This window comes from Veillonella sp. Ser01 (assembly GCF_053850375.1).
The window spans coordinates 114,655-137,948 of the sequence record NZ_JBSPUA010000001.1 but is presented as its reverse complement, the minus strand read 5'-3'; the positions used below and the strand labels follow the sequence as shown (position 1 = coordinate 137,948).

The following is a 23,294-nucleotide window of genomic DNA, read 5'->3' as shown; positions in this document are numbered from 1 at the left end:
ATCATATATTAATTAATTATTTGTCATAATATATGAATTATTTATCATCATCTTTTAATGTAAATAAATAGTAGACTACTAAAGCTACGCCTACACAGATACCAATATCAGCAACATTAAAGATAGGCCATATACGGAAATCAAAAAAATCTACCACACCATGAATCATGTAACGATCTATACCATTACCAATAGCACCAGACACTAATAAAGCAGATCCAATTTGTAAAGTCCAAGGACCTTTTGATAAGCGCTTCCAATAATATGCACATGCGCCTAGCAAAATAACTGCTACCAGTAAGAAAAACCATCGCTGATTAGCAAGCATACCAAATGCTGCACCGCGATTAATAATATATGTTAAATGAAATACATTGGGTATAACCACTAAAGACTCACCTAACATAAAATGATTCATAATGTAATATTTAGTCCATTGATCTAAGAGCAACCAAAGAATTAGTATAATGTAAAACAAGCTGTACTCCCTTATAATAATATATATCTTAATAGTCCTATTATACTAAGTTAAGCAAATTTAGGCAAAATAAAAAGCCCCTCAATGAGGGGCCGTTTAATTTGTGATTACTCAGCGGAAATTACAGATACTGGGCAAACGGATTCGCAAGAACCGCAATCGATGCAAGTATCGTTGATTTCGTATTTAGTTTCGCCTTCAGAAATAGCAGAAACTGGGCAAACAGATGCGCAAGAACCACATTTAATGCAACCATCAGCAATAACTCTCATAATTAGGACCTCCATAAAAATATAGATCAGAACTTTTTATTATCATTTAGAAAGGCACTTGCCTCAACTTATGTTCTCATTATCACACAGTTCTTTTTGAAAGTCAAATGAAAATGATAAAAAACTGTATATATTTTTGCATATTACTTTTTCATTTTTATCATACAAAGCCTATGTTTATAGGTATTTTGATATTACTTTTCATTTAATTAATTGAATATGATATTCAACAAATGAGAATGTTGTAATTATCAATTTTATAAAATCCTAATCATTATAATAGGAATTTAATTATCAATATTTATTATCATAAAAACTATTTTTTTATTACAACAGATTTAACGCTTATCTATGTTTTAATCTAACATATAAACTTCACTCTAAAAAAGGCCGAATCATACGATTCGACCTCATTTATATTTATAAAGTAAAGTAATATCTTTACTATTATTCACTATATAACAATAATACTATTTTTTTCTTATAGCACTTAGAAAGATGTTAAGAATGTTAGTGTACCTAAAATAACGCCTGCAAGGTTTGGTACGATTAAAATATAATCACGTTTAGGTGATTTTGTCCAACCATATAATACCCAGATCAAACAGGATACTGCTGCAAATAATGGTTGCCATGGTTGACTAGGTTGACCATGAAGATTAGCAATTATTTGTGGGATATAGGCTAAAAATACAAATACACCAATAAATGCACCAATAGAACCAACTAACATGTTAAATCTTTCTTTTGTCATAGATGACCTCCTTATTCAACATTACATTATTATATCTTACACAATATACTATATCATATTTTTTTCGATGTAGTCAATTGTGTAAAATTAATCATGCAAATTAGTTTAATTCATATTGCTTTTGATTACACTTATATGTAATCTATATTAAAATCATATAGGCTAAAATCATAAAAAACGAGGCCGAATCTTACGATTCGACCTCGTATGTGCTTGTATAGTAGAGTAACCTATCCCCTATTATTTACCAGGGAAGAATGGCCATACCATTGGGATAATAATTAAGCTTACTACGAAGCAAACTAAGATCAATGGAACGCCGGCTTTTACATAGTCTGTAAATTTGTATTGGCCAGGACCAAGTACTAATGTATTTGGAGGTGTACCTACAGGTGTACCGAATGCACAAGATGCTGCAACGCCGATAGCCATCAATACTGCATGAGGGTCAGCGCCCATACCTTGAGCAATGGAGATACCGATAGGAGCCAATAATGCACAAGATGCTGTGTTAGACATGAATTGAGTCATAACACAAGACAGTGCAAATAATACTGCTGTTGCAAAGTAAGGGCTAGGATCGGAACCCATAACGCCGATTACTGCATTAGCAATCATTTTACCTGCACCAGATTGGTCAAGTGCAGTTGCTACTGGCATCATACCAGCGAATAAGAAGATTGTTACCCAGTCAATGGATGTGTAAGCTTGTTTTTCGTTCAAGCAACCAGTTAATACACAAAGCATTGCGCCAATAACTGCAACCATGCTCAATGGTAAATTAATACCGTAACCTTTTAGGAAGTCGCCTAAAATCATAGCGATGATTACGCCTAAAAGAATAAGACCAGAATATAATTGTTTCTTAGGATCGTTAGAAATATCTTCAGCAGCTACTTCTTGTTCAACGTCGCCAGCATCTTGAATTTCATGTTTAGGCAGTAAATGTTTACCAATGAGCATCATGAATGCAATAGTAGCAACAGTCAAAGGAATACCTATCCAAGCAAATTCGAAGAAACCAAATGGTTGTTCACCAAATTTAGTTAATGTACCACTTACAATGATATTAGGTGGTGTACCAACCATTGTAATAATACCACCAATACCTGCAGCAAATGCTAAAGGCATCAATTGGCGAGACGCAGGAATCTTAGCAACAGCACAGATACCTACAACTACTGGAAGTAATGCAGCTGTTGTACCAGTGTTAGATAAGAATGCAGACATAGTTGCAGTAACAACCATGATGGCAAGCATTAAGCCATTTTCGCTAGTACCTGCATGAGATACTACTGTTTCCCCAATTTTTTGAGCTAAACCAGTGTAGAACAATGCAGCACCAACAACGAACATGCCAGCGAACAACACAACTGTACTATCAGATAAACCAGAGAATACAACCTTAGGAGTAATAATACCCATAAGGCCTAGAGTAATTGCGCCACCTAGAGAAGTAATAGCTAAAGGAATAATTTCCGTAACGAATAAAACAGCCATGACTGCAAGGACGATTAAGGTTTGTTCCGCAGTACCCATACATCATCATCTCCCTTCAGAGAAATGCACTGATCGCATTAGATGAGATATAAAATATAGCCTACAATACAGATAGCAGAAGCCATCAAAAAAGTTATACCATAACCCTCTTTAGTTTTAGGATAGCCAAAAAATAACGCTTCCCCTAAAAAGCCTCGGCGATTAAACCAAGTATATTTAGTTCTACGTTGAAACCATTTAGCTTTTCCTTCATTACCGATAATCAGTGCAGTAATAAAAAATACAATAAATGCCCAAATAAAACAAATCAGTATTTTTAATTCAATTGATAACAAGTGACCACCTCTACTATATTCAAAGCACTAGAAGGTTATTGTGTGAATTCTTGTACCACCTAATGACCGATCTGAAAAGCATTTATTGCAAATATACCCTATTTATGCATGAATACATAAATTTGAAGGGCTTTTTTATTCACCAATAGGTGTACCTAATTAGGCACACCTTGGTGAATAATTATTTAATTATTAATGGCTAGACAACATAGCAAGCATTGTACCTGCTGCTACTGCTGTACCGATAACGCCAGCTACGTTAGGACCCATAGCATGCATGAGCAAGAAGTTAGCTGGGTTAGCTTTCGCACCTACAACTTGAGATACGCGAGCCGCCATTGGAACTGCGGATACACCGGCAGAACCAATAAGTGGATTTGTTTTACCACCATCAACTAAGCTCATCAATTTACCGAATAATACGCCACCAGCAGTACCGCCGATAAATGCAACCAAACCTAAGCAAATAATAAGAATTGTTTGTACGCTTAAGAAGTGTTCCGCACTCATTGTTAAACCAGTACCAGTTGCCAAGAAGATTGTAACAGTATTGATCAACGCATTTTGAGATGTATCAGACAAACGTTCAGTTACGCCAGATTCACGGAACAAGTTACCTAACATCAACATACCTAAAAGAGATGTAATGGAAGGAAGCAATAAGGAAATGAAGATCGTTGCAACGATTGGGAACACGATTCTTTCAAAACGTGTTACATCACGCAATTGTTCCATCACAATTTCGCGTTCTTTTTGCGTAGTGAATAATTTCATTACAGGTGGTTGAATCAACGGTACCAAGGACATATAGGAATATGCGGCAACCGCGATTGCACCTAATAAATGAGGAGCTAACTTAGTAGCCAAGTAAATGGATGTAGGGCCGTCGGCACCACCGATGATACCGATAGCAGCTGCTTCTTGAGCAGTAAAGCCAAGCATCATTGCGCCACCTAAAGCAACGAATACGCCGATTTGAGCAGCAGCACCTAAAAGCAATGTTTTAGGATTAGCAATGAGTGGACCAAAGTCAGTCATTGCACCTACACCAAGGAAAATTAAAGGTGGGAAGATTTCTTGAGAGATACCTGCACTAATAAGAGCCATAACGCCTTCTTCGAAGCCATTACGAGGAATATTAGCAAGTACACAACCAAACGCAATCGGACCCAACAATAATGGTTCAAACTCTTTAGCAAATGCCAAGTACAATAGGATCAAACCTACAAGAATCATAATAGCATTGCCTGTTGTAAATGCGAGGAACCCGCTATCATTAATAACGGATTGAATCGCAACAGCAAAAGCCTCCATATGCGTTCCCCTTTCACAAATATAAAATTTTTATATGACGCGGACTAGCCGCGCCACACAAAACTTGGTATTAACCAAGAACAACCATGTCGTCGCCAGTGGATACAGTTTGGTTAGCAGCTACGCGAACTTCTGCAACTACAGCATCATGTGGAGCTGCGATTTCGTTTTGCATTTTCATAGCTTCAAGAATCAACAAAGTTTCGCCTTTTTTAACTGCTTGACCAGCGGATACTGCTACAGATAAGATTTTACCAGGCATTGGAGCTTTTACAGTTTCAGCACCTGCTGGAACTGGAGCTGCTGCTGCAGCTGGAGCTGGTGCTGGTGCAGGAGCTGCTTTAGGAGCTGGAGCTGCTGCTGGAGCTGGAGCTGCTGCAGGAGCTGCGCCTTTTACTTCATTAACTTCTACATCATATGCTGTACCATTTACTGTAACGTTGAATTTTTTCATCTTAAATTCCTCCAAAATGTGTATGTCTACACAATACTTATAAATTTTTATTACACATATAAATTGGATAATCTTATCGATTATCTAAATAAGCCAATAATCTTATCGACTACCGCGCAAACGGCCTTCCATTTTCCAATTATAGCTTACGATTGGACGGATATGCGCGATTTGATCAGCGGAATAACCCATTGCCGCTAATGCACCAACGATTACGGCTACTACATCTTGAGATGGAGCTTTACCGTTAGTTTTTGTAGCATTGCTCATTACAAATGCCTCCTAAAATTTTATTAACCTCTACCGCTTAAACGACCTTCCAAGCGCCATTTAGCACTGGTTGCTGTAGGTCGGATAGATGCAATTTGTTCAGATGAGTACCCCATCGCCACAATGGCACCTACGATAGCTGCTACTACTTCTTCCTCATTTTGAGCGGATGCACTTGGAGCAGCCACTGGAGTAGCTGCAGGCGTTACAACAGTTTGTTCTGTTTTAGGTGCTTCTTTTTTTTTCTTAGTTGGATCGATTAAATGTACGATTTCCATAAGAATACCTAAAAGAATCAACACAACAAATACAACTGTCATATTAATGGCCATAATTAACCAAGGATTGGTAGTAACTGCTTGTCCTTCCATAATCATTCCCCTTTCTAAAAAATTAGTAAAGAAAGGTATCTCCCAAATTCGATGTTCTTGTTATCGAAACGAATTATAATGGAATATTACCATGTTTCTTTGGAGCACGGTTTTCGCGTTTGCTTGCAAGCATTGCCAAAGCGTTGATAACTGCTGGACGAGTTTGTTTTGGTTCGATTACAACGTCTACGAAGCCACGTTCTGCAGCTTTGTATGGAGTTGCGAACTCTTCTACGTATTTAGCTGTTTTAGCATCTTTATCTTCATCTTTTTTGAAGATAATGTTAGCTGCACCAGCAGGACCCATTACAGCGATTTCGGATGTAGGCCAAGCGTATACTTGGTCAGCACCCAAATCTTGGGAACACATAGCGAGATAAGAACCACCATACGCTTTACGAGTGATAACAGTAATTTTTGGTACTGTAGCTTCAGAGTAAGCATACAACATTTTAGCACCATGACGAATGATACCGCCCCATTCTTGATTTGTGCCAGGCAAGAAACCAGGAACGTCAACAAAGTTAACGATTGGAATATTGAAAGCATCACAGAAACGGATGAAACGGGAAGATTTGTCGGATGCATTGATGTCCAAGCAACCAGCCATTACTTTTGGTTGGTTAGCAATGATACCAACGGATTGACCGTCAAAACGTGCGAAACAAGTAATAATGTTTGTAGCATAGAATGGTTGTACTTCATAGTATTCACCATTATCTACAGTAGCTGCAATAACATCTTTCATGTCGTATGGCATGTTACTGTTATCAGGCAACAAGCTGTTCAAGCCTTCGTCTTCGCGAGTTGGATCATCGCCAGTATCTACTAATGGAGCGTCTTCCATATTATTGGATGGCAAGAAGCCTAATAAGTAGCGAATTTGTGCGATGCAATCATCTTCATCTTCAGCTGCAAAGTGAGCAACACCAGACACGGAGTTGTGAGCCATTGCACCACCAAGATCTTCAGCGGTTACTTCTTCACCAGTTACAGATTTGATAACTGCAGGACCAGTGATGAACATTTGAGATGTGTGTTTAACCATGTAGATGAAGTCAGTTAATGCTGGAGAATATACAGCACCACCTGCACATGGGCCCATGATTACGGAAATTTGTGGAATAACGCCAGATGCATTTGTATTTTCAAAGAAAATTTTACCGTAACCAGCAAGCGCATCTACTGCTTCTTGAATACGAGCACCGCCGGAATCATTGATACCAACGATAGGCGCACCCATTTTCATTGCTAAACGTTGTACTTTAACGATTTTAGCAGCATGCATTTCACCAAGAGAACCACCTTCTACAGTGAAATCTTGTGCGAATGCATATACTAAACGACCGTCAATAGTACCATAACCAGTTACTACACCTTCGCCTGGTAATTCTTTCTTGTCTTGACCGAAGTTAACACAACGATGTTTAACAAATTGATCAAGTTCAACGAAAGAGTTATCATCGAACAATTTAGCCAAACGTTCACGAGCAGTCATTTTGCCTTGAGCATGTTGTTTCTCAACGCGTTTTTCACCGCCACCAGCTTTAACTTTAGCTAGTTTTTCGTGCAATAACTCGATTTTTTCTTGCACTGTTGCCATTATAGCACCTCCAAATAAAACTTGTTACAGTATCATTTTATTTCATTAATAATTAAAGTTCAAGCATGCATACATATTTAATATATAACTAGTGATTATATGAATATGTATATCTATTACTCATACATAATGATGTGAATTGGATACTGTATTATTTCATACGTTGACATAATTCAAGCAATACGCCGCCTGTTGCTTTTGGATGTAAGAAAGCAATGGAGGAACCGCCTGCACCGTAACGAGGTTTTTCGTCAATCATACGAACGCCTTTAGCCATCAAATCAGCAATAGCATTTTCAATATTATCAACGCGCAATGCAACGTGTTGGATACCATCACGACCGCCATTTTTTTCGATGAATTTACCGATAGGGCCATCTGGAGTTGTAGTTTCTAAGAATTCAAGTTCAGCATCGCCACATGGGAAGAAGGATACTTTTACTTTTTGTTCTTCAACCACTTCATCTTCAGGAAGATGTTGAATACCTAATGCATTTTTATAGAATTCTTTAGTTGCTGCTAAATCATTAACACCAATACCGATGTGATCCACTTGTAATACTTTAAAAGCCATTTCGATTATCTCCTTTTCAAGGCTAAATCTCTAATGCTATGTAGTCGCCGTCTACTTTAGCACGCTTGTCATTACGCCGTTAACAACTGTGTATGGATCGCTTTCGCGTTCATTAACAGCTGCCACTTGGCTATTAAATTCGTCGCTTGTAACGATTTTATCAGCTACATAACGACCAATTTGTTCATTAATCATTGCGATGATTTCATCACGAGTACGTTCTGCCCGACGAGATTCCAATTCACCAGAATCTTCAAGATACTCAAAATGTTCATCTAAAGCGTCGATGAGTTCATCTACGCCTTGGTCCTTGCTAGCAATTGTGCGCTTAATTGGTGGGCGCCATTTTACTTCACGAGAGTCTAGGTCAAGCATCATTTCAATTTCTACATTCAAACGATCACAACCATCTCGGTCAGCTTTATTGATAGCAAATACATCGCCAATTTCAAGAATACCCGCTTTGATAGCTTGGATATCATCACCGAGACCAGGAACAAGTACTACCAATGTAGTATCTGCATTTTTAACGATATCTACTTCGGATTGACCTACACCTACTGTTTCGATGATTACTAAATCCATGCCAAAGGCATCCATGAGTTTTACAACGTCCGCAGTCTTTTTGGATAAACCACCAAGACTTCCACGCGTGCCCATGCTTCGAATAAATACATTTTCATTTAATGTCAAATCATTCATTCGAATACGGTCCCCCAAGATAGCACCACCAGAGAATGGGCTTGTTGGGTCGATGGCAACGATGCCGATTTTTTTACCTTGATCTAGATAATGTTTAACAACTTTATCAGTCAAAGTACTTTTACCAGCACCAGGGGCCCCAGTAATACCGAGAATACGTGCATTCCCTGTTTTAGGATAAATTGCCTTCATAATATCAATGGCATTTTCATACTCGTTTTCTACAGCTGTTATGGACCGTGCTAAGGCTAGTCGGGAACCTTCAAAAAGTTCTTTAACTAAATCCACTCGCCTCACCACCTATCTTAAAATATGGGAATAGAGGGGAGTCAACTATTCCGTTGAACCCCTCTCTTACCCAATTAATTATTTAACGTTTTCGTTAATGAATTTAACGATATCGCCAGTTGGTGTACCAGGTGTGAATACTGCTGCTACGCCAGCTGCTTTCAAGCCAGGGATATCAGCGTCAGGAATAACGCCACCACCGATTACAAGTACATCGCCCATGCCTTTTTCTTTCAAAAGTTCAACAATTTTAGGGAACAATGTGTTATGAGCACCGGAAAGAAGGGATAATGCAACTACATTAACGTCTTCAGAAAGAGCTGCTTCTACGATTTGTTCTGGAGTTTGACGAAGACCAGTGTAGATTACTTCGAAACCAGCATCGCGAAGTGCGCGTGCTACTACTTTTGCACCACGGTCATGACCATCAAGACCTGGTTTTGCTACGATTACTCTAATACGTTTTTCTGCCATGATTAATTACCTCCGAAATTAGCCGATATTATAATGTGGAATGAGCTTCGTATTCACCGAATACTTCGCGCAATACATTACAAATTTCACCCAAAGTAGCATATGTTTTAACTGCATCAAGAATTAATGGCATCAAGTTAACGTTTTCATCAGCTGCACCAGCTTTAAGAGCTGCTAATGCTTTATCAACTGCTGCTTGATCGCGGTTAGCGCGAACTGCTTGAGTTTTCTTGGATTGGTTAACACCAACGGAAGCATCTACGCGAAGTAAGTCTTTTGGAGCTTCTTCTTCAACTTGGAATTTGTTTACGCCAACGATTGTGCGCAAGCCAGATTCAACTTCCATTTGCCATTTGTAAGCGGATTCTTGAATTTCTTTTTGGATGTAGCCTTTTTCGATTGCTACTACAGCGCCGCCCATTTCATCAATTTTCTTGATGTATGCCATAGCTTCGTCATAGATAGCGTTAGTCATAGCTTCTACATAGTAGGAACCACCCAATGGGTCAACTACGTCAGCCAAACCAGATTCGTAAGCCACGATTTGTTGTGTACGAAGAGCTACTTGTACAGATGCTTCTGTAGGAAGAGCCAACGCTTCGTCACGGGAGTTTGTATGTAAGGATTGAGTACCGCCCATTACAGCAGCTGCAGTTTGAAGAGCAACACGAACGATGTTGTTATCAACTTGTTGTGCAGTCAACATGGAACCAGCTGTTTGAGTATGTACACGAAGCATCATAGATTTTGGTTTTTTAGCACCAAAACGTTCTTTCATGATTGTTGCCCATAAACGGCGGGATGCACGGAATTTAGCAACTTCTTCAAGTACGTTGTTATGAGCATTCCAGAAGAAGGAAAGACGACCAGCGAATGTATCAACATCAAGACCAGCTTTCAAAGCTGCTTCTACGTATGCGATACCATCAGCAATTGTGAATGCGATTTCTTGAGCTGCTGTGGAACCTGCTTCACGGATATGGTAACCGGAGATGGAGATTGTGTTCCATTTTGGAACATTTTGAGAACAATATTCGAAGATATTAGTAATCAAACGCATGGATGGTTTTGGTGGGAAAATGTAAGTACCACGAGCTGCGTATTCTTTCAAAATATCATTTTGAATTGTACCTTTCAATTCTGTGGAAGGTACGCCTTGTTTTTCAGCTACTGCGATGTACATTGCCAACAAAACGGATGCTGGAGCGTTGATTGTCATGGATGTGGATACTTTACCAAGATCGATGCCGTCGAACAAGATTTCCATATCTGCCAAGGAGTCAATCGCTACACCTACTTTACCAACTTCGCCTTCTGCAACTGCATCGTCGGAGTCATAACCAATTTGTGTAGGTAAGTCGAATGCACAGGAAAGACCAGTTGCACCAGACTCGATTAGGTAGCGGTAACGTTTGTTAGATTCTTCTGCTGTAGCGAAGCCTGCATACATACGCATTGTCCAGAAACGACCACGGTACATAGTAGGTTGTACGCCACGAGTGTAAGGGAATTCGCCAGGCATACCCAAATCACGTTCATAGTCAAAACCTTCGATATCAACTGGTGTATATACACGGTTGTATTTTAAATTTTGACGTTCTGGAGTTTTTGCACTTTTTTCGTCACAAAGTTTGTTGTACTCAGCAATTTGGGCTTTTAAGTTTTCGTAAGCCATGTTTTCATCATCCTCCTAAAAAAACAGGTTATTTTTTCATGCTTCCAGTTTCTGTGAAGCGTTTATGCCAAGAAAGAGCTTCATCAAGCAACATAGGTGTATGGGCATTCTTTGTTGCAGCTAATGCTTTTTCTAGGTATTCAGTTAACATAGGTTTGTAGTCTGGGTGAGCACATTTTTCAATGATCAAACGAGCTCTTTCCACTGGGCTCAAACCACGGCAGTCAGCAACACCTTGTTCTGTACAGAAAATCATAGTGTCATGTTCTGGATGATCCACATGAGATACATATGGAACGATAGAACTGATGTCGCCATTTTTAGCAACGGAGTTAGTGCAGAAAATAGTGAGATAAGCACTACGTGCAAAGTCACCAGAACCACCAACACCATTCATCATTTTGCTACCCATAATATGAGTAGAGTTTACATTGCCAAAAATATCAAATTCGATAGCGGTATTCATGGCAATGACACCAATACGGCGAGCAATACCAGGGTTGTTGGAAATTTCTTGTGGGCGAAGAATGATTTTTTTACGGTATTCATCAATATTCGCATAGAAACGTTTCAACCCATCTGGAGAAGGACTTAATGCAGTACCAGAACATACAGTTACTTTACCAGCATCAATCAAGTCGAACATACCATCTTGGATTACTTCTGTATAGATGGACAAATCTGTGAATGGGCCTTTAGCAAGACCACTGATTACAGCATTCGCCACGGAACCTACACCAGATTGTAATGGAAGCAAGTTTTTAGGTAAACGACCTTCTGCAATTTCTTGTTCGAAGAATTTGATAAGGTGTTGACTCATTGCTTTCGCATCATCATCGATAGGTGCCAAAGGTCGTGTTGTATCAGGAACATCACAAGGTACTACTGCAACAATTTTACTTGGATCACAAGGAATTGCTTCAGTACCAATACGATCACCAGGTGTTTCCAATGGAATTGGTTTACGATGTGGTGGATCGAGTGGTTCATAGATATCATGCATACCTACCAAGGAAAGTGGTTGGGATACATTCACTTCTACGATAACTTTTTTAGCTTGGCTAACAAATGTTGGAGAGTTACCAACAGATGTAGTTGGAACAATGGAGCCATCTTCGTTGATTTGTGCAGCTTCAATAATTGCTACATCTAAATCACCAAAGAAGCCATAGCGAACATTTTGTGCCATTGTGCTTAAATGCATATCAATGTATTTAACAGCACCGCTATTTAAGGCTTTACGTGTATCCCCATTTGTTTGATATGGGAAACGACGATTGATACCGTTAGCACGAGTTAACGCGCCATCAGCTTCATCACCTACGGAAGCACCTGTCCACAAATCAATTTTGAATGGTTCTTTTTCCATTCTTTCTGCCAATGCCAATGGCACTGCTTTTGCATAACCAGATGGAGTAAAGCCGGAAATACCAACTTTATCGTTAGGGTTAATCAAAAGAGCTGCATCATAAGCAGTGACAATTTTACCTTGGAGGGCCGCACATTTAACGCGGTCTTTGATGTCTATCACCATTACCATCTCCTTTAAGAGTAACATTGTATAAACGACAGTTTGATCTCTTGGTCGTTCCTTAAACCGACTTCATCGTAGTCCACATCCAACGCATTGTCAACTTATATGACTAAAATGTATTTTTCATCACACTTTATGGGTGTATTATGATTAAAATGCATAGATTTTCATATATTCACATAAGTTTTATTCACATCGCTATAACTCACAGGAATTATTGATTTATGGCATATATTGATGTTTTTCAATTAAATCGAACTCTCTCTATACAATATATAGACTCTTTTCAATATAAAACAACATCTCATACACAAGAACTAGACCATACACCTCCCTATAAAGATACAAAGATATACAAAAAACCGGCTTTCAAATGTCAACGATAATGTTCAATTATGTCTAACATTAGAAAACCGGTTAAAACTACTTAATACGTACCTACCTAAGGTATGTATTAAGTATACCATATTATGAAATTATATATCTACTATTAAACATACTAATTATACAAGCTACTGAAATTATGTAGATTTATCAGCAGACAGCTGAACTTTTACAAAGGCCCCTACCCAGCCAAACAATTGCCAAAACACAATAGTCACTTGATGACTGTATAGCTCAAAATCAGATAAGCCACTAAATAAAACACCTATAGCCAACGCTCCTACACCAATTTGCGCAGCTTGACGGAATATATCCCCTTTAAGTCTTATAGATGTAATAACATGACCTACGATAACTGCTAGGAATGATAGCAATCCGGGGATACCGGTTTCAGCTAACATATTAAGGTATAAATTATGAGCATGATACATCAAGACATGAGGTCCTTGAATATAGTAATTATAGTCTGGATATACTAAATAAAATGTATTCCACCCAATACCAAAGATAGGATTTTCTCGTACGATATACATAGTACTATCCCATAAGGCCCATCGCAGATCAGCGGATGTATCATGACCTTGGAATATAGACCACAGCCTTGAAGCTATTTCACCATCATAAAAGTACAAAATTATTGGCACTGCTAATAGGGATAAGAATAATCTTCGCTCCACAAAGATTGCCCAGTACAAAATCATCGCTCCAAAGCTAATCCAAATTCCCCTAGAATAGGTTAATAGCATCGTTAAGAATAATATAAGGCCTATAATGAGCATTGAAATAACTTCGCGTGTACGATTTTCCTTCATATATACCAAGATATAACTGATACATACGCTGAGTACCATCAATAGATAGGCGCCCAATAAATTAGGATTTTGTAATGTAGACGACATGCGACGCATCAATTTAGGGAACTGTGCCGCATCTACCCACTCTTTAATATGTATATTAGGAACAAATACATATTGATACGCACCTATGATACACACTAGAACAGCAGTACCTAGCAAGGCACGAAGAAAATAGTTCCACTGTTTAGGCGTTTGTATGTATGTACGAACTAAATAATACATACCGCCACTGGCCACAATTTGATAAAACCAACTTTGAATTGACCAATCCCAATTTTCTGACACTATAGAAGATATGCCAGTCCATACTACAAAAATCATAACAGACCACGATAAATAGCCTGTTGGTAAGCTCAAGGATTTACTAGATATTAAATCATATAGTGCAAGTCCTATCGCAAGCCAAAGGAGCACATCACCCACCATTGGTTGCAAAGGCATGGCCACAACAACGCCATAAATTAAACGTTCAATATAAAATGTGATTCTCTTCTGATTAGGAATAAGTGAGAGTTCCATAGGCTCACCTTAGTGACTCATCTCATGGTTAAACCACTGACGAGCATCTCCTAAAATATATAAAGAACCACAAACAGTGATAATATCACCAGTTTTTGTATGTTTATATGCTAAAGCCAATGCGTCTTCAACAGAATCTGCTGTTTGCGCTATAGCTTTTGGAACGATGTGACGTATTTTCTCAACCAAAACCTCTGGCACTTCAGTTCTATCTGTTGGAGCTGGTGCAACTAGGACCGTATCGCCCGCCTTAACAACTTCGCGGATAATAGCATCTTGATTTTTATCTTTAAGAATTGCCATCACAATCGTTTTTTGGGTGTCCTTAAATAATTCAGCATAGGTCATACTGAAAGATTCAGCACCTGCCGCATTATGAGCACCATCAAAGATAAAGGTGCGATCTAAACCTCGTTTAACTTCAAATCGACCTGCCCACGTAGTACGAGCAAATCCTTCACGCATCGTTTCTTCACTGATGTTAGTATCTTCTTTCATCAGTAAACGCACAGCCATTAATGCACACGCAAGATTAACAGATTGGTGGATACCTGCCATCGTCGTAAACAACATTGCAGGAGCGGTATCATTAGTACTAACCGTAATCATTTGGCCACCAGTTACAGCACTACGGCTATCGATACCAAAGTCTTTATTGAAAGCATACACTCTAGCATGTTTCTCTTTAGCTACCTCTTCAATAATACGAAGAGGAGCATCCTGTGCAGCAGTTACAACTGGAATTTTAGATTTAATAATCCCTGCCTTGTGATGCGCAATCTCCTCAATAGTATCACCACAATACGCTTGATGGTCTATTGTTACATTGGTAATAACCGATACCTTTGGTGTCACAATATTAGTAGAATCTAGTAATCCACCTAAGCCGACTTCCACCACCGCATAGTCCACATCTTGTTCTTTGAAAAACAAAAAGGCAGCAGCCGTCAAAATTTCAAATTGCGTTGGCGCTTCTATGCCGTTAGTAATAATAGTATCAACTGCCACTTTTACACGACTAATTAGATTACCAAAGGCTTCCTCTGTTATATTTCCATCATTGATTTGAATTCGCTCCGTATAGGATTGAAGGTGAGGCGATGTAAATCGCCCCACCCGTAGTCCACTTGTAAACAGTGCGTAGGAAATATATGAGGTAACCGAGCCCTTACCATTCGTGCCTGTTACATGAACAATCTTATAGTCTTCTTGTGGATTCCCAAGGGCTTCCATAAGAGCTGTAATTCGTTCAAGGCCAGGCTTAATACCGAATGAAGATGCCTGTTCTAAATAGGCTAAGGCCTCTTGATATGTCATATAAACCTCCTATTATAAGGTTTCAAGGAACGCTTCACGTTCCAATAACGCTTGTTGTTTTTGTTTATATTCTTCTAACTTTTCTTTTTCTTTTGCTACTACAGCTTCTGGAGCTTTTGCGAGGAAGCCTTGATTAGACAATTTGCCTTCCAAACGGGAAATTTCTTTTTCCATTTGGATTTTTTCCTTTGCAATACGCTCTCTTTCTTTTTCACCGTCGATCAAGTCTTTAAGTAAGAGATATACTTCCATACCATTTACAACTGTTACAGTCGCATTTTCTGGTTTTGGATCATCAGCACCAAGAATTGTTACCTTCTCAGCCCAAGCTAATGTAACAAAGTAATCGCTATGATCTGCTACAGTTTGAGCTAATGCTTCATCTGTTGGCGCTACGATAACCTCAGCTTTTTTACCTAAAGGCACATTCATTTCAGCACGCATGTTACGAATACCCTTGATGGCATCCATCATAACTTCCATTTGACGAGCTGCACTTTCAAGATTATCAAATTTTAATGCTTCAGGCCATTTTGCAACAACGATGCTATCCCCTTCATGAGGTAAATGTTGCCAAATATGTTCTGTTACGAACGGCATAAATGGATGTAACAATTCAAGCATGTGACGCAAAATTGTTACAAGTAAATATTGAACAGTACGACGATCACGTTCATTACCATCGTTGTATAAACGAGGTTTAGCTAACTCAATATACCAGTCACAGTATGTGTTCCAAATGAAATCATATACGGAACTTGCAGCTTCACCCAACTCGAATTTATCGAGATTAGACGTTACACTTTGTACTGTTTCATTGTATTTTTGAACAATCCATTGGTCTGCTAATGTCAAATCATCTGCTGTTGGAACAAAGCTTTCATCATAATTTGTAAGATTCATCAATACAAATTTAGATGCATTCCAAATCTTATTAGCAAAGTTACGATTAGCCTCAACACGTTCCATATAGAAGCGCATATCGTTACCAGGTGTATTACCAGTAACAAGAGTAAAGCGCAATGCATCGGCACCATATTGATCGATAACTTCAAGAGGATTAATGCCATTGCCCAAAGATTTACTCATTTTACGGCCTTGGCTGTCGCGAACTAGACCATGAATAAATACATGTTTGAATGGAATCTCATGTTCGAACTCAAGAGCCATAAAGATCATACGAGCAACCCAGAAGAAGATGATATCGTAGCCAGTTACAAGAACACTTGTTGGGTACCATTGTTTAAGCTCAGGAGTTTGTTCAGGCCACCCCATTGTAGCAAATGGCCACAAGCCAGAGCTAAACCATGTATCAAGAACATCTGGATCTTGTGTTACATGACCGTGGCAATGAGGACATTCAGTGATGTCTTCACGGCTTACGATAGTTTCGCCGCAGTCATCGCAGTACCATGCAGGAATACGATGGCCCCACCACAATTGACGAGAAATCGTCCAGTCCCGAATATTTTCAAGCCAGTTTACATATGTTTTTGTAAAACGTTCAGGAACGAACTCTACTTCGTGGTCTTTAACAACCTTAAGAGCTGGCTCTGCTAATGGTTTCATATCTACGAACCATTGTTTAGATACCATTGGCTCGATAATTGTATTACAACGAGAGCAATGACCTACCGCATGATCATGATCATCGATTTTTTCAAGTAAGCCTAGTTCTTTGAGTTCAGATACCACTTGTTTACGAGCTTCTTCACGAGTCATGCCATTGAATTTGCCAGCACCTTCATTCATTGTCGCATCATTGTTCATAACAACGATGGATTCCAAATTATGACGTTGGCCCATTTCAAAGTCATTAGGGTCATGAGCAGGTGTAATTTTTACACATCCTGTACCGAAGCTAGCATCTACATAATCATCGGCAATTACAGGAATTTCGCGATTCACAAATGGTAAAATCAAGGTTTTGCCGATGAGGTCTTTATAACGATCATCATCAGGATTTACCGCTACTGCTACGTCACCAAACATTGTTTCTGGACGTGTGGTAGCAACAATTACGAAACGATTATCTTCACCTTTTACAGGATATTTAATATGCCATAAGTGGCCATGTTCGTCTTCATGTTCAACTTCAACATCAGATAAAGCAGTAGCACAACGAGGGCACCAGTTGATAATACGTTCACCACGATAGATTAAGCCTTTTTCATAAAGTTTTACAAACACTTCACGCACTGCATGATAGTACCCTTCATCTAATGTAAAGCGTTCGCGAGACCAGTCACAAGATGCGCCTAGGCTACGGATTTGTTTTACGATAGTATCACCGTATTCTTTTTTCCATTCCCATACGCGTTCTACAAATTTCTCACGGCCTAAATCATAGCGAGATTTTCCCTCTTCTTTAGCGAGCATCTCTTCTACTTTAATTTGAGTAGCAATACCAGCATGGTCAGTACCAGGCATCCACAACACATTGTAACCTTGCATGCGTTTGAAACGGATGAGGATATCTTGTAATGTATTATCTAAAGCATGGCCCATGTGCAACATACCAGTTACATTAGGAGGCGGCAACACGATACTAAATGGCTCTTTATTTGTGTCTACTTCTTCGTGAAAGTATCCTTGGTTTTCCCAATAAGAATACCATTTCCCTTCTATTTCACCGGGGTTATAAGTGGTTAAATTTTCGTAGGTTTTCATCGTTCCTCCTAAATAAACTCCTTAGCGCTTCATAATCTTAGCCAATACAAATAGGCTCGTTTCATATAGCAATATCATAGGCAATGCAATCATCGTTTGAGAGAACATATCCGGTGTTGGTGAAATGACCGCACCTATGATAAAGGATATAAGAATAAATATCTTACGTTTCGTTTTTAAAAAACGTGATGTAATTAAGTTGAAATATCCCAAGATGATTAAAATCAACGGCAACTCAAAGATAAATCCAAAGGGTAGTACAAAGGACAATACAAAGTCCATGTACTGACCGATGGAAAATAACGGTTGTAATTCGTCTGTAGCAAAGCCCATAAAGAACTTAACAGCTGCCGGTAGTACAAGGAAATAAGAAAATACAATACCTATGCCAAATAGACCTATTGCAACTGGTAAAATCCAGTTAGATAGCTGTTTTTCTCGCACCGTAAGGGCGGGCTTAACAAATAGCCAAATCTGATGCAATATAATAGGCGCTCCTATAATAAGACCACCTACTATGGATACCTTCATATAGGTAAAGAAGGCCTCAGTCGGTTTCATATAATAGAGCTTACCAGCCGGCTTTAGAAGTATTTCCAATAAAAAGTCTACATAATAATAAGAAATACAAGTTCCTATGACTACTGCAACAGCCATTATAATGAGGCGTTTTCGCAATTCAGATAGATGGCCAACAAGGGATATTTCCCTCGCCTCGTCCATCATTTTCTGTTCCATCTCAGTATAAATTGGCTCGTTCTCCGGTTCCTCAGGAACCTGTTGTCTTACCACCTTATACTGTTCTTGTTCAGCCTTTAATTTGGCTTCGCGACGCTTTTGACGAACTACACTATCAAAAGAAGGTTTTTGTATGGGATATTCGAAGTCCGGTTTTGGTTCGAATGGTTCCATATTATACCTTTCTATCAGCTAAATTCTCTACCGCCATCACAAGGAATTCCTTGCCTGGGAAATCACGAACAGCGTCGAGTGCTGCCAAAGCATCTTTGCAATATTGATCAGCTACAGCTAATGTATTGTCGATACCGCCTTGAGCGATAACGTAATCGATAATATCTTGCTCATCGCCGCCATTATTCAAGGCTTTAATATCCTCAAGCAATTTATCTTTATTGTCATCATTTACAATACTTAACAACGGATATGTCAATAAACCTTCGCGAAGATCATTCCCTACAGGTTTACCTGTAGTCTCAGTTGTTTCACGATAGTCCATGATATCATCAGTAATTTGGAATGCCATACCTAAAGCGTGACCGTATTTTTTCAACTCAACGATTTCAGACTCACTCCAGCCCCCTAAGAGACCACCCAATTCCATACAGCCTTCCATAAAGTCAGCTGTTTTCTTTTGGGTCTTAGTCATATATCGTTCTATACCTTGATCGATGCGATACACATCTTCCATCTGCATAAACTCGCCTTCCACAAGACAAGTAATGATATGAGAAAAAATCTGCAAATATTTCATATTAGGCATTTCAGATACAATTTGGAATGCTTTAGCAAACAAGTAATCACCACTAAGAATAGCTACCTTATTCCCTTTATGCATATGTATCGTTTCTTCGCCTCGACGAATCTCTGCTTGATCTAACACATCATCGTGAATCAAAGTCGCTAAATGAAGCATCTCTACGGCTTCAGCAATTCTAATACGCTGACGTTCTACAGATGTACCTGCATTAGCAATCAATAAACATAATTGCGCGCGCAAGCGCTTGCCACCTGCAGCAGATAATGGTCGAATCAGTGCATTAAAGTCTTCTGCACCTGTATTAAAAGATGATGCAAGAGACTCTTCCACACCCTCTAAATCTAGAGCAATGCGTTCCATAATCTCTAATTCATTGGTTTGACTCATGCTTCATCTCCTACTAGAACTTTATTGATTCGTTGTTGTAAAAGTTCACGTCCCGTGTGTTTTAAGGAGCTATATAAAATAGGCGGTGTATTCGTTGGATACATTTCCTTAATTTTAGCCAAGTTCGCAGACTTCTCTTTAGCCGTTAGTTTGTCAGCTTTAGTAACTACAATTTGTAATGGTACACCAGCTTCAATAAGCCAATCATAGGCCACCTTATCGATAGACATCTCTGGATGACGGCCATCGATAAGTAAGCACAACAACATCAATCGTTCAGAATGTAAAATATAATCGGCAATAAAGGAAGACCACAAGTTGCGGTTTCCCTTATTTGTCTTTGCAAAACCATACCCAGGAAGGTCTACGAGAAACCAGTTATATCTGCGTTCCTCTGTTTCAGAAATATCCTCTTTTGATTCAATATCAAAGTAGTTAATTGTCTTAGTCTTACCTGGTTGGCCACTAACGAGAGCTAACCCACGATAATTACACAACGAGTTAATCAACGATGATTTGCCCACATTAGAGCGCCCGATGAAGGCTATTTCCACAGTATCCCCTTCAGGATATTGATCAGCCTTAACACAGGAAGTATTATATTTTGCTGCTATAATACGAGGCCCCTTCGGTTCTTTTCGTGTATATTGTGGTTTTGGGCCCATTTGTTTAGTGGATTTTTTCTTTTTTTGCATTACACAAGTGCCTTTGCTAATACTTCATCCATTGTCTTAACTGGCGTAATAATGAGACCTTCTTTTACAATATCAGGTAATTCTGCAATATCCTTTTCATTACCTTTAGGAATCAATACCTCTTTAATGCCATTAGACAAGGCTGCTAATAACTTTTCTTTTAAACCGCCAATCGGTAGTACACGGCCACGCAATGTAATTTCACCAGTCATGGCAATATCAGAACGAACCTTACGGTTTGTCAAAATAGATACCATAGCCAATGTCATCGTAATACCTGCAGAAGGGCCATCCTTAGGTGTTGCACCTTCTGGCAAGTGAACGTGTATATCGAGTTTCTTATAGAAGTCATCTTCGATTTTTAAGGCTTTTGCATTGTGGCGAATATAGCTCATTGCAGCTTGACCAGACTCTTGCATAACCTTACCTAAGCTACCCGTTAATGCAAGTTTACCTGTACCGTTCATAGTTGTTGCTTCACAAGGCAATACAACGCCACCTACAGAAGTCCACGCTAAACCATTTACATAGCCAATTTGCGGTTTCTTTTCGCGCTCTTGGTCAACAAAAATTGGTGCACCCAAGAATTCGTGAAGATTTTTTGTCGTTACTTTCGGTGCATCCCCACCTTCTTCAACAACTTTATAAGCAATCTTACGACAAATCTTAGCAATCGTTTTTTCTAAGGTACGAACACCGGCTTCACGAGTATATTCGGAAACTATCTTTTTCAACACTGCATCAGATAATTTAACCTTGTAATCTTCAAGGCCATTTTTCTTGATTTGTTTAGGTACTAAATAGCGCTTAGCAATTTCTAATTTTTCTTGTTCCATATAGCTAGATAGTTCGATAATTTCCATACGATCTAACAATGGACCAGGAATATTGGATGCAACATTAGCCGTTGTAATCCAGAATACTTCGGAGAAATCAAATGGTACTTCAATGAAGTGATCACTAAATGTGCTATTTTGTTCAGGGTCCAATACCTCTAACAATGCAGAGGATGGATCGCCTTTATAATCAGATGCAAGTTTATCAATTTCATCCAATAAGAATACAGGGTTCTTAGTGCCTACATTCTTGAGGCCTTGAATCATGCGACCAGGCAATGCACCAATATACGTACGGCGATGGCCACGAATTTCAGCTTCATCACGAACACCACCTAAAGATGCGCGGATGAACTTACGGTTCATTGCTTTAGCTATAGACGTAGCCAAGGATGTTTTACCAACACCTGGTGGTCCAACTAAGCAAAGAATGGAGCCACTATTCTTACCAGTTAACTTACGAACAGCTAAGAATTCAAGAATGCGTTTCTTAACCTTTTCAAGGCCATAATGATCAGCCTCAAGCATATCATGAGCTTCTTTGATATCTAAGCGATCCTCAGTCAATTCGTTCCAAGGTAACGCCAACACCCAATCTAGGTAATTACGCAAAATAGTTGCTTCTGGCATCAATTGAGGCATGCGACTATAACGAGAGATTTCTTTATCGATACGTTCATGTACATCTTCGCTAAGGTTTAGTGCTTTCAATTTAACACGTAACTCTTCTGCTTCTTCCTCTGGATCTCCTTTGTCACCCAACTCATCGTGGATAACTCGGATTTTTTCACGCAAGAAATATTCTTTTTGCGCTTTTTCCATGGATTGACGAACTTGATTATTAATGGAATTTTCCAAATCAGAAATTTGTAATTCCATATTCAAGATGCCTACGATCATATTTAAACGACGAGCTACGGATAACTCTTCAAGTAATTCTTGGCGTTTAGTATTATTAATAGGCAACAAGAACGCAACTTGGTCAGCTAATTCACATGGGTCACGTAATTCCATAACCCGTGTTACGCCTTCATCGGTAACAGATTTAGCCTCTTCAGCCCATTCGCCAAACTTAGATTGCACTAAACGACGATAGGCTTCTAACTCAACATCGTCTTCAAATTCGGAGGCTACACGTTCGTAGTCCCCTACATAGTACGGATCCATACTTGTAATATTCATTACGCGAATACGTGTAATGCCCTCTACAAGAACACGTACAATACCACCTGGTAAGCGTAACATTTGCTTAATTTTTACTAATGTACCCATTTGGGCTAAGTCATGAACAGTTGGCGAATCAACAGCATCATCCTTTTGGCTGACAACTGCTAAAATACGGTCCTCGTTCATTGCGGCTTCTACCGCTTTAATGGATTTGTCTCGACCGATATCGAGGTGAATCACGATATTCGGGTATACAACCATGCCTCTAAGGGGTACGGTTGGAATCCCAATTTCGAGTAAATTCATACTTCCTCCAGGTATTTATATTATGAAAAGAAACTCATTCCTACACAGAAATGAGTTTCT

22 protein-coding genes are annotated in these 23,294 nt (G+C 39.0%); all 22 read right to left on the bottom strand.

The features are described 5' to 3' along the window. Window positions 1-37: 37 nt before the first annotated feature. The 22 genes from lspA to lon all read right to left on the bottom strand — a co-directional run bounded on the left by lspA (window position 38) and on the right by lon (window position 23,234). Window positions 38-478: a signal peptidase II gene (lspA, locus tag ACWTVK_RS00640; protein ID WP_039969072.1), complete on the bottom strand. Its 441-nt coding sequence runs from the start codon at window positions 476-478 to the stop codon at window positions 38-40. 107 nt (window positions 479-585) lie between these two features. Continuing rightward, on the bottom strand, window positions 586-750 hold the full coding sequence (locus ACWTVK_RS00635; RefSeq protein ID WP_005386021.1) for a DUF362 domain-containing protein: 165 nt from the start codon (window positions 748-750) through the stop codon (window positions 586-588). Between the two features lie 490 nt (window positions 751-1,240). Next, window positions 1,241-1,504, bottom strand: a complete 264-nt coding sequence (locus tag ACWTVK_RS00630; protein ID WP_004696474.1) for a SemiSWEET family transporter — start codon at window positions 1,502-1,504, stop codon at window positions 1,241-1,243. 240 nt (window positions 1,505-1,744) lie between these two features. Continuing rightward, complete coding sequence (locus ACWTVK_RS00625) at window positions 1,745-3,043, bottom strand: SLC13 family permease (protein WP_156719028.1); 1,299 nt, start codon at window positions 3,041-3,043, stop codon at window positions 1,745-1,747. 38 nt (window positions 3,044-3,081) lie between these two features. Beyond that, on the bottom strand, window positions 3,082-3,339 hold the full coding sequence (locus tag ACWTVK_RS00620) for a hypothetical protein (RefSeq protein ID WP_060923992.1): 258 nt from the start codon (window positions 3,337-3,339) through the stop codon (window positions 3,082-3,084). A 192-nt stretch (window positions 3,340-3,531) separates the two neighbouring features. Further along, window positions 3,532-4,653, bottom strand: coding sequence for a methylmalonyl-CoA decarboxylase subunit beta (gene mmdB / locus ACWTVK_RS00615; RefSeq protein WP_060923993.1), 1,122 nt, complete (start codon window positions 4,651-4,653; stop codon window positions 3,532-3,534). A 70-nt stretch (window positions 4,654-4,723) separates the two neighbouring features. Beyond that, the gene (mmdC, locus tag ACWTVK_RS00610) at window positions 4,724-5,107 is read right to left on the bottom strand and encodes a methylmalonyl-CoA decarboxylase subunit gamma (RefSeq protein ID WP_060923994.1); all 384 of its coding nucleotides are present in this window, start codon (window positions 5,105-5,107) and stop codon (window positions 4,724-4,726) included. Between the two features lie 102 nt (window positions 5,108-5,209). Further along, window positions 5,210-5,377 carry a methylmalonyl-CoA decarboxylase subunit epsilon gene (mmdE, locus tag ACWTVK_RS00605; protein WP_173015017.1) on the bottom strand — a complete coding sequence of 56 codons (168 nt, stop codon included), beginning with the start codon at window positions 5,375-5,377 and terminating at the stop codon, window positions 5,210-5,212. A 23-nt stretch (window positions 5,378-5,400) separates the two neighbouring features. After that, window positions 5,401-5,748 carry a methylmalonyl-CoA decarboxylase subunit delta gene (gene mmdD, locus ACWTVK_RS00600; RefSeq protein WP_060923995.1) on the bottom strand — a complete coding sequence of 116 codons (348 nt, stop codon included), beginning with the start codon at window positions 5,746-5,748 and terminating at the stop codon, window positions 5,401-5,403. Window positions 5,749-5,821: 73 nt separating this feature from the next. After that, entirely contained in the window at window positions 5,822-7,351 is a 1,530-nt protein-coding gene (gene mmdA / locus ACWTVK_RS00595) for a methylmalonyl-CoA decarboxylase subunit alpha (RefSeq protein WP_295824491.1), read from the bottom strand. Window positions 7,352-7,502: 151 nt separating this feature from the next. After that, window positions 7,503-7,925 (bottom strand): methylmalonyl-CoA epimerase, encoded by a 423-nt coding sequence (mce, locus tag ACWTVK_RS00590; protein WP_060923997.1) that lies wholly within the window; start codon window positions 7,923-7,925, stop codon window positions 7,503-7,505. Between the two features lie 51 nt (window positions 7,926-7,976). Beyond that, window positions 7,977-8,915 carry a methylmalonyl Co-A mutase-associated GTPase MeaB gene (meaB, locus tag ACWTVK_RS00585; RefSeq protein WP_060923998.1) on the bottom strand — a complete coding sequence of 313 codons (939 nt, stop codon included), beginning with the start codon at window positions 8,913-8,915 and terminating at the stop codon, window positions 7,977-7,979. 78 nt (window positions 8,916-8,993) lie between these two features. Continuing rightward, window positions 8,994-9,389 carry a cobalamin B12-binding domain-containing protein gene (locus ACWTVK_RS00580; RefSeq protein ID WP_105094081.1) on the bottom strand — a complete coding sequence of 132 codons (396 nt, stop codon included), beginning with the start codon at window positions 9,387-9,389 and terminating at the stop codon, window positions 8,994-8,996. Between the two features lie 28 nt (window positions 9,390-9,417). Then, a complete protein-coding gene (locus ACWTVK_RS00575) occupies window positions 9,418-11,064 on the bottom strand; it encodes an acyl-CoA mutase large subunit family protein (RefSeq protein WP_005386006.1) in 1,647 nt (548 codons plus the stop codon). A gap of 28 nt (window positions 11,065-11,092) precedes the next feature. After that, the gene (locus ACWTVK_RS00570) at window positions 11,093-12,598 is read right to left on the bottom strand and encodes an acetyl-CoA hydrolase/transferase family protein (RefSeq protein WP_060924000.1); all 1,506 of its coding nucleotides are present in this window, start codon (window positions 12,596-12,598) and stop codon (window positions 11,093-11,095) included. A 521-nt stretch (window positions 12,599-13,119) separates the two neighbouring features. Beyond that, window positions 13,120-14,358 carry an O-antigen ligase family protein gene (locus tag ACWTVK_RS00565; protein WP_456045623.1) on the bottom strand — a complete coding sequence of 413 codons (1,239 nt, stop codon included), beginning with the start codon at window positions 14,356-14,358 and terminating at the stop codon, window positions 13,120-13,122. Between the two features lie 9 nt (window positions 14,359-14,367). After that, entirely contained in the window at window positions 14,368-15,675 is a 1,308-nt protein-coding gene (locus ACWTVK_RS00560; RefSeq protein WP_456045622.1) for a bifunctional folylpolyglutamate synthase/dihydrofolate synthase, read from the bottom strand. A gap of 12 nt (window positions 15,676-15,687) precedes the next feature. Further along, on the bottom strand, window positions 15,688-18,345 hold the full coding sequence (locus ACWTVK_RS00555; RefSeq protein WP_456045621.1) for a valine--tRNA ligase: 2,658 nt from the start codon (window positions 18,343-18,345) through the stop codon (window positions 15,688-15,690). Between the two features lie 21 nt (window positions 18,346-18,366). Then, on the bottom strand, window positions 18,367-19,257 hold the full coding sequence (gene tatC, locus ACWTVK_RS00550; protein WP_456045620.1) for a twin-arginine translocase subunit TatC: 891 nt from the start codon (window positions 19,255-19,257) through the stop codon (window positions 18,367-18,369). Between the two features lies 1 nt (window position 19,258). Next, window positions 19,259-20,230: a polyprenyl synthetase family protein gene (locus ACWTVK_RS00545; RefSeq protein ID WP_456045619.1), complete on the bottom strand. Its 972-nt coding sequence runs from the start codon at window positions 20,228-20,230 to the stop codon at window positions 19,259-19,261. After that, window positions 20,227-20,925, bottom strand: a complete 699-nt coding sequence (yihA, locus tag ACWTVK_RS00540; protein WP_456045618.1) for a ribosome biogenesis GTP-binding protein YihA/YsxC — start codon at window positions 20,923-20,925, stop codon at window positions 20,227-20,229. Before yihA ends, ACWTVK_RS00545 begins: the two co-directional genes overlap by 4 nt. Then, window positions 20,925-23,234, bottom strand: coding sequence for an endopeptidase La (gene lon / locus ACWTVK_RS00535; protein ID WP_456045617.1), 2,310 nt, complete (start codon window positions 23,232-23,234; stop codon window positions 20,925-20,927). Before lon ends, yihA begins: the two co-directional genes overlap by 1 nt. Between the last annotated feature and the right edge of the window lie 60 nt (window positions 23,235-23,294).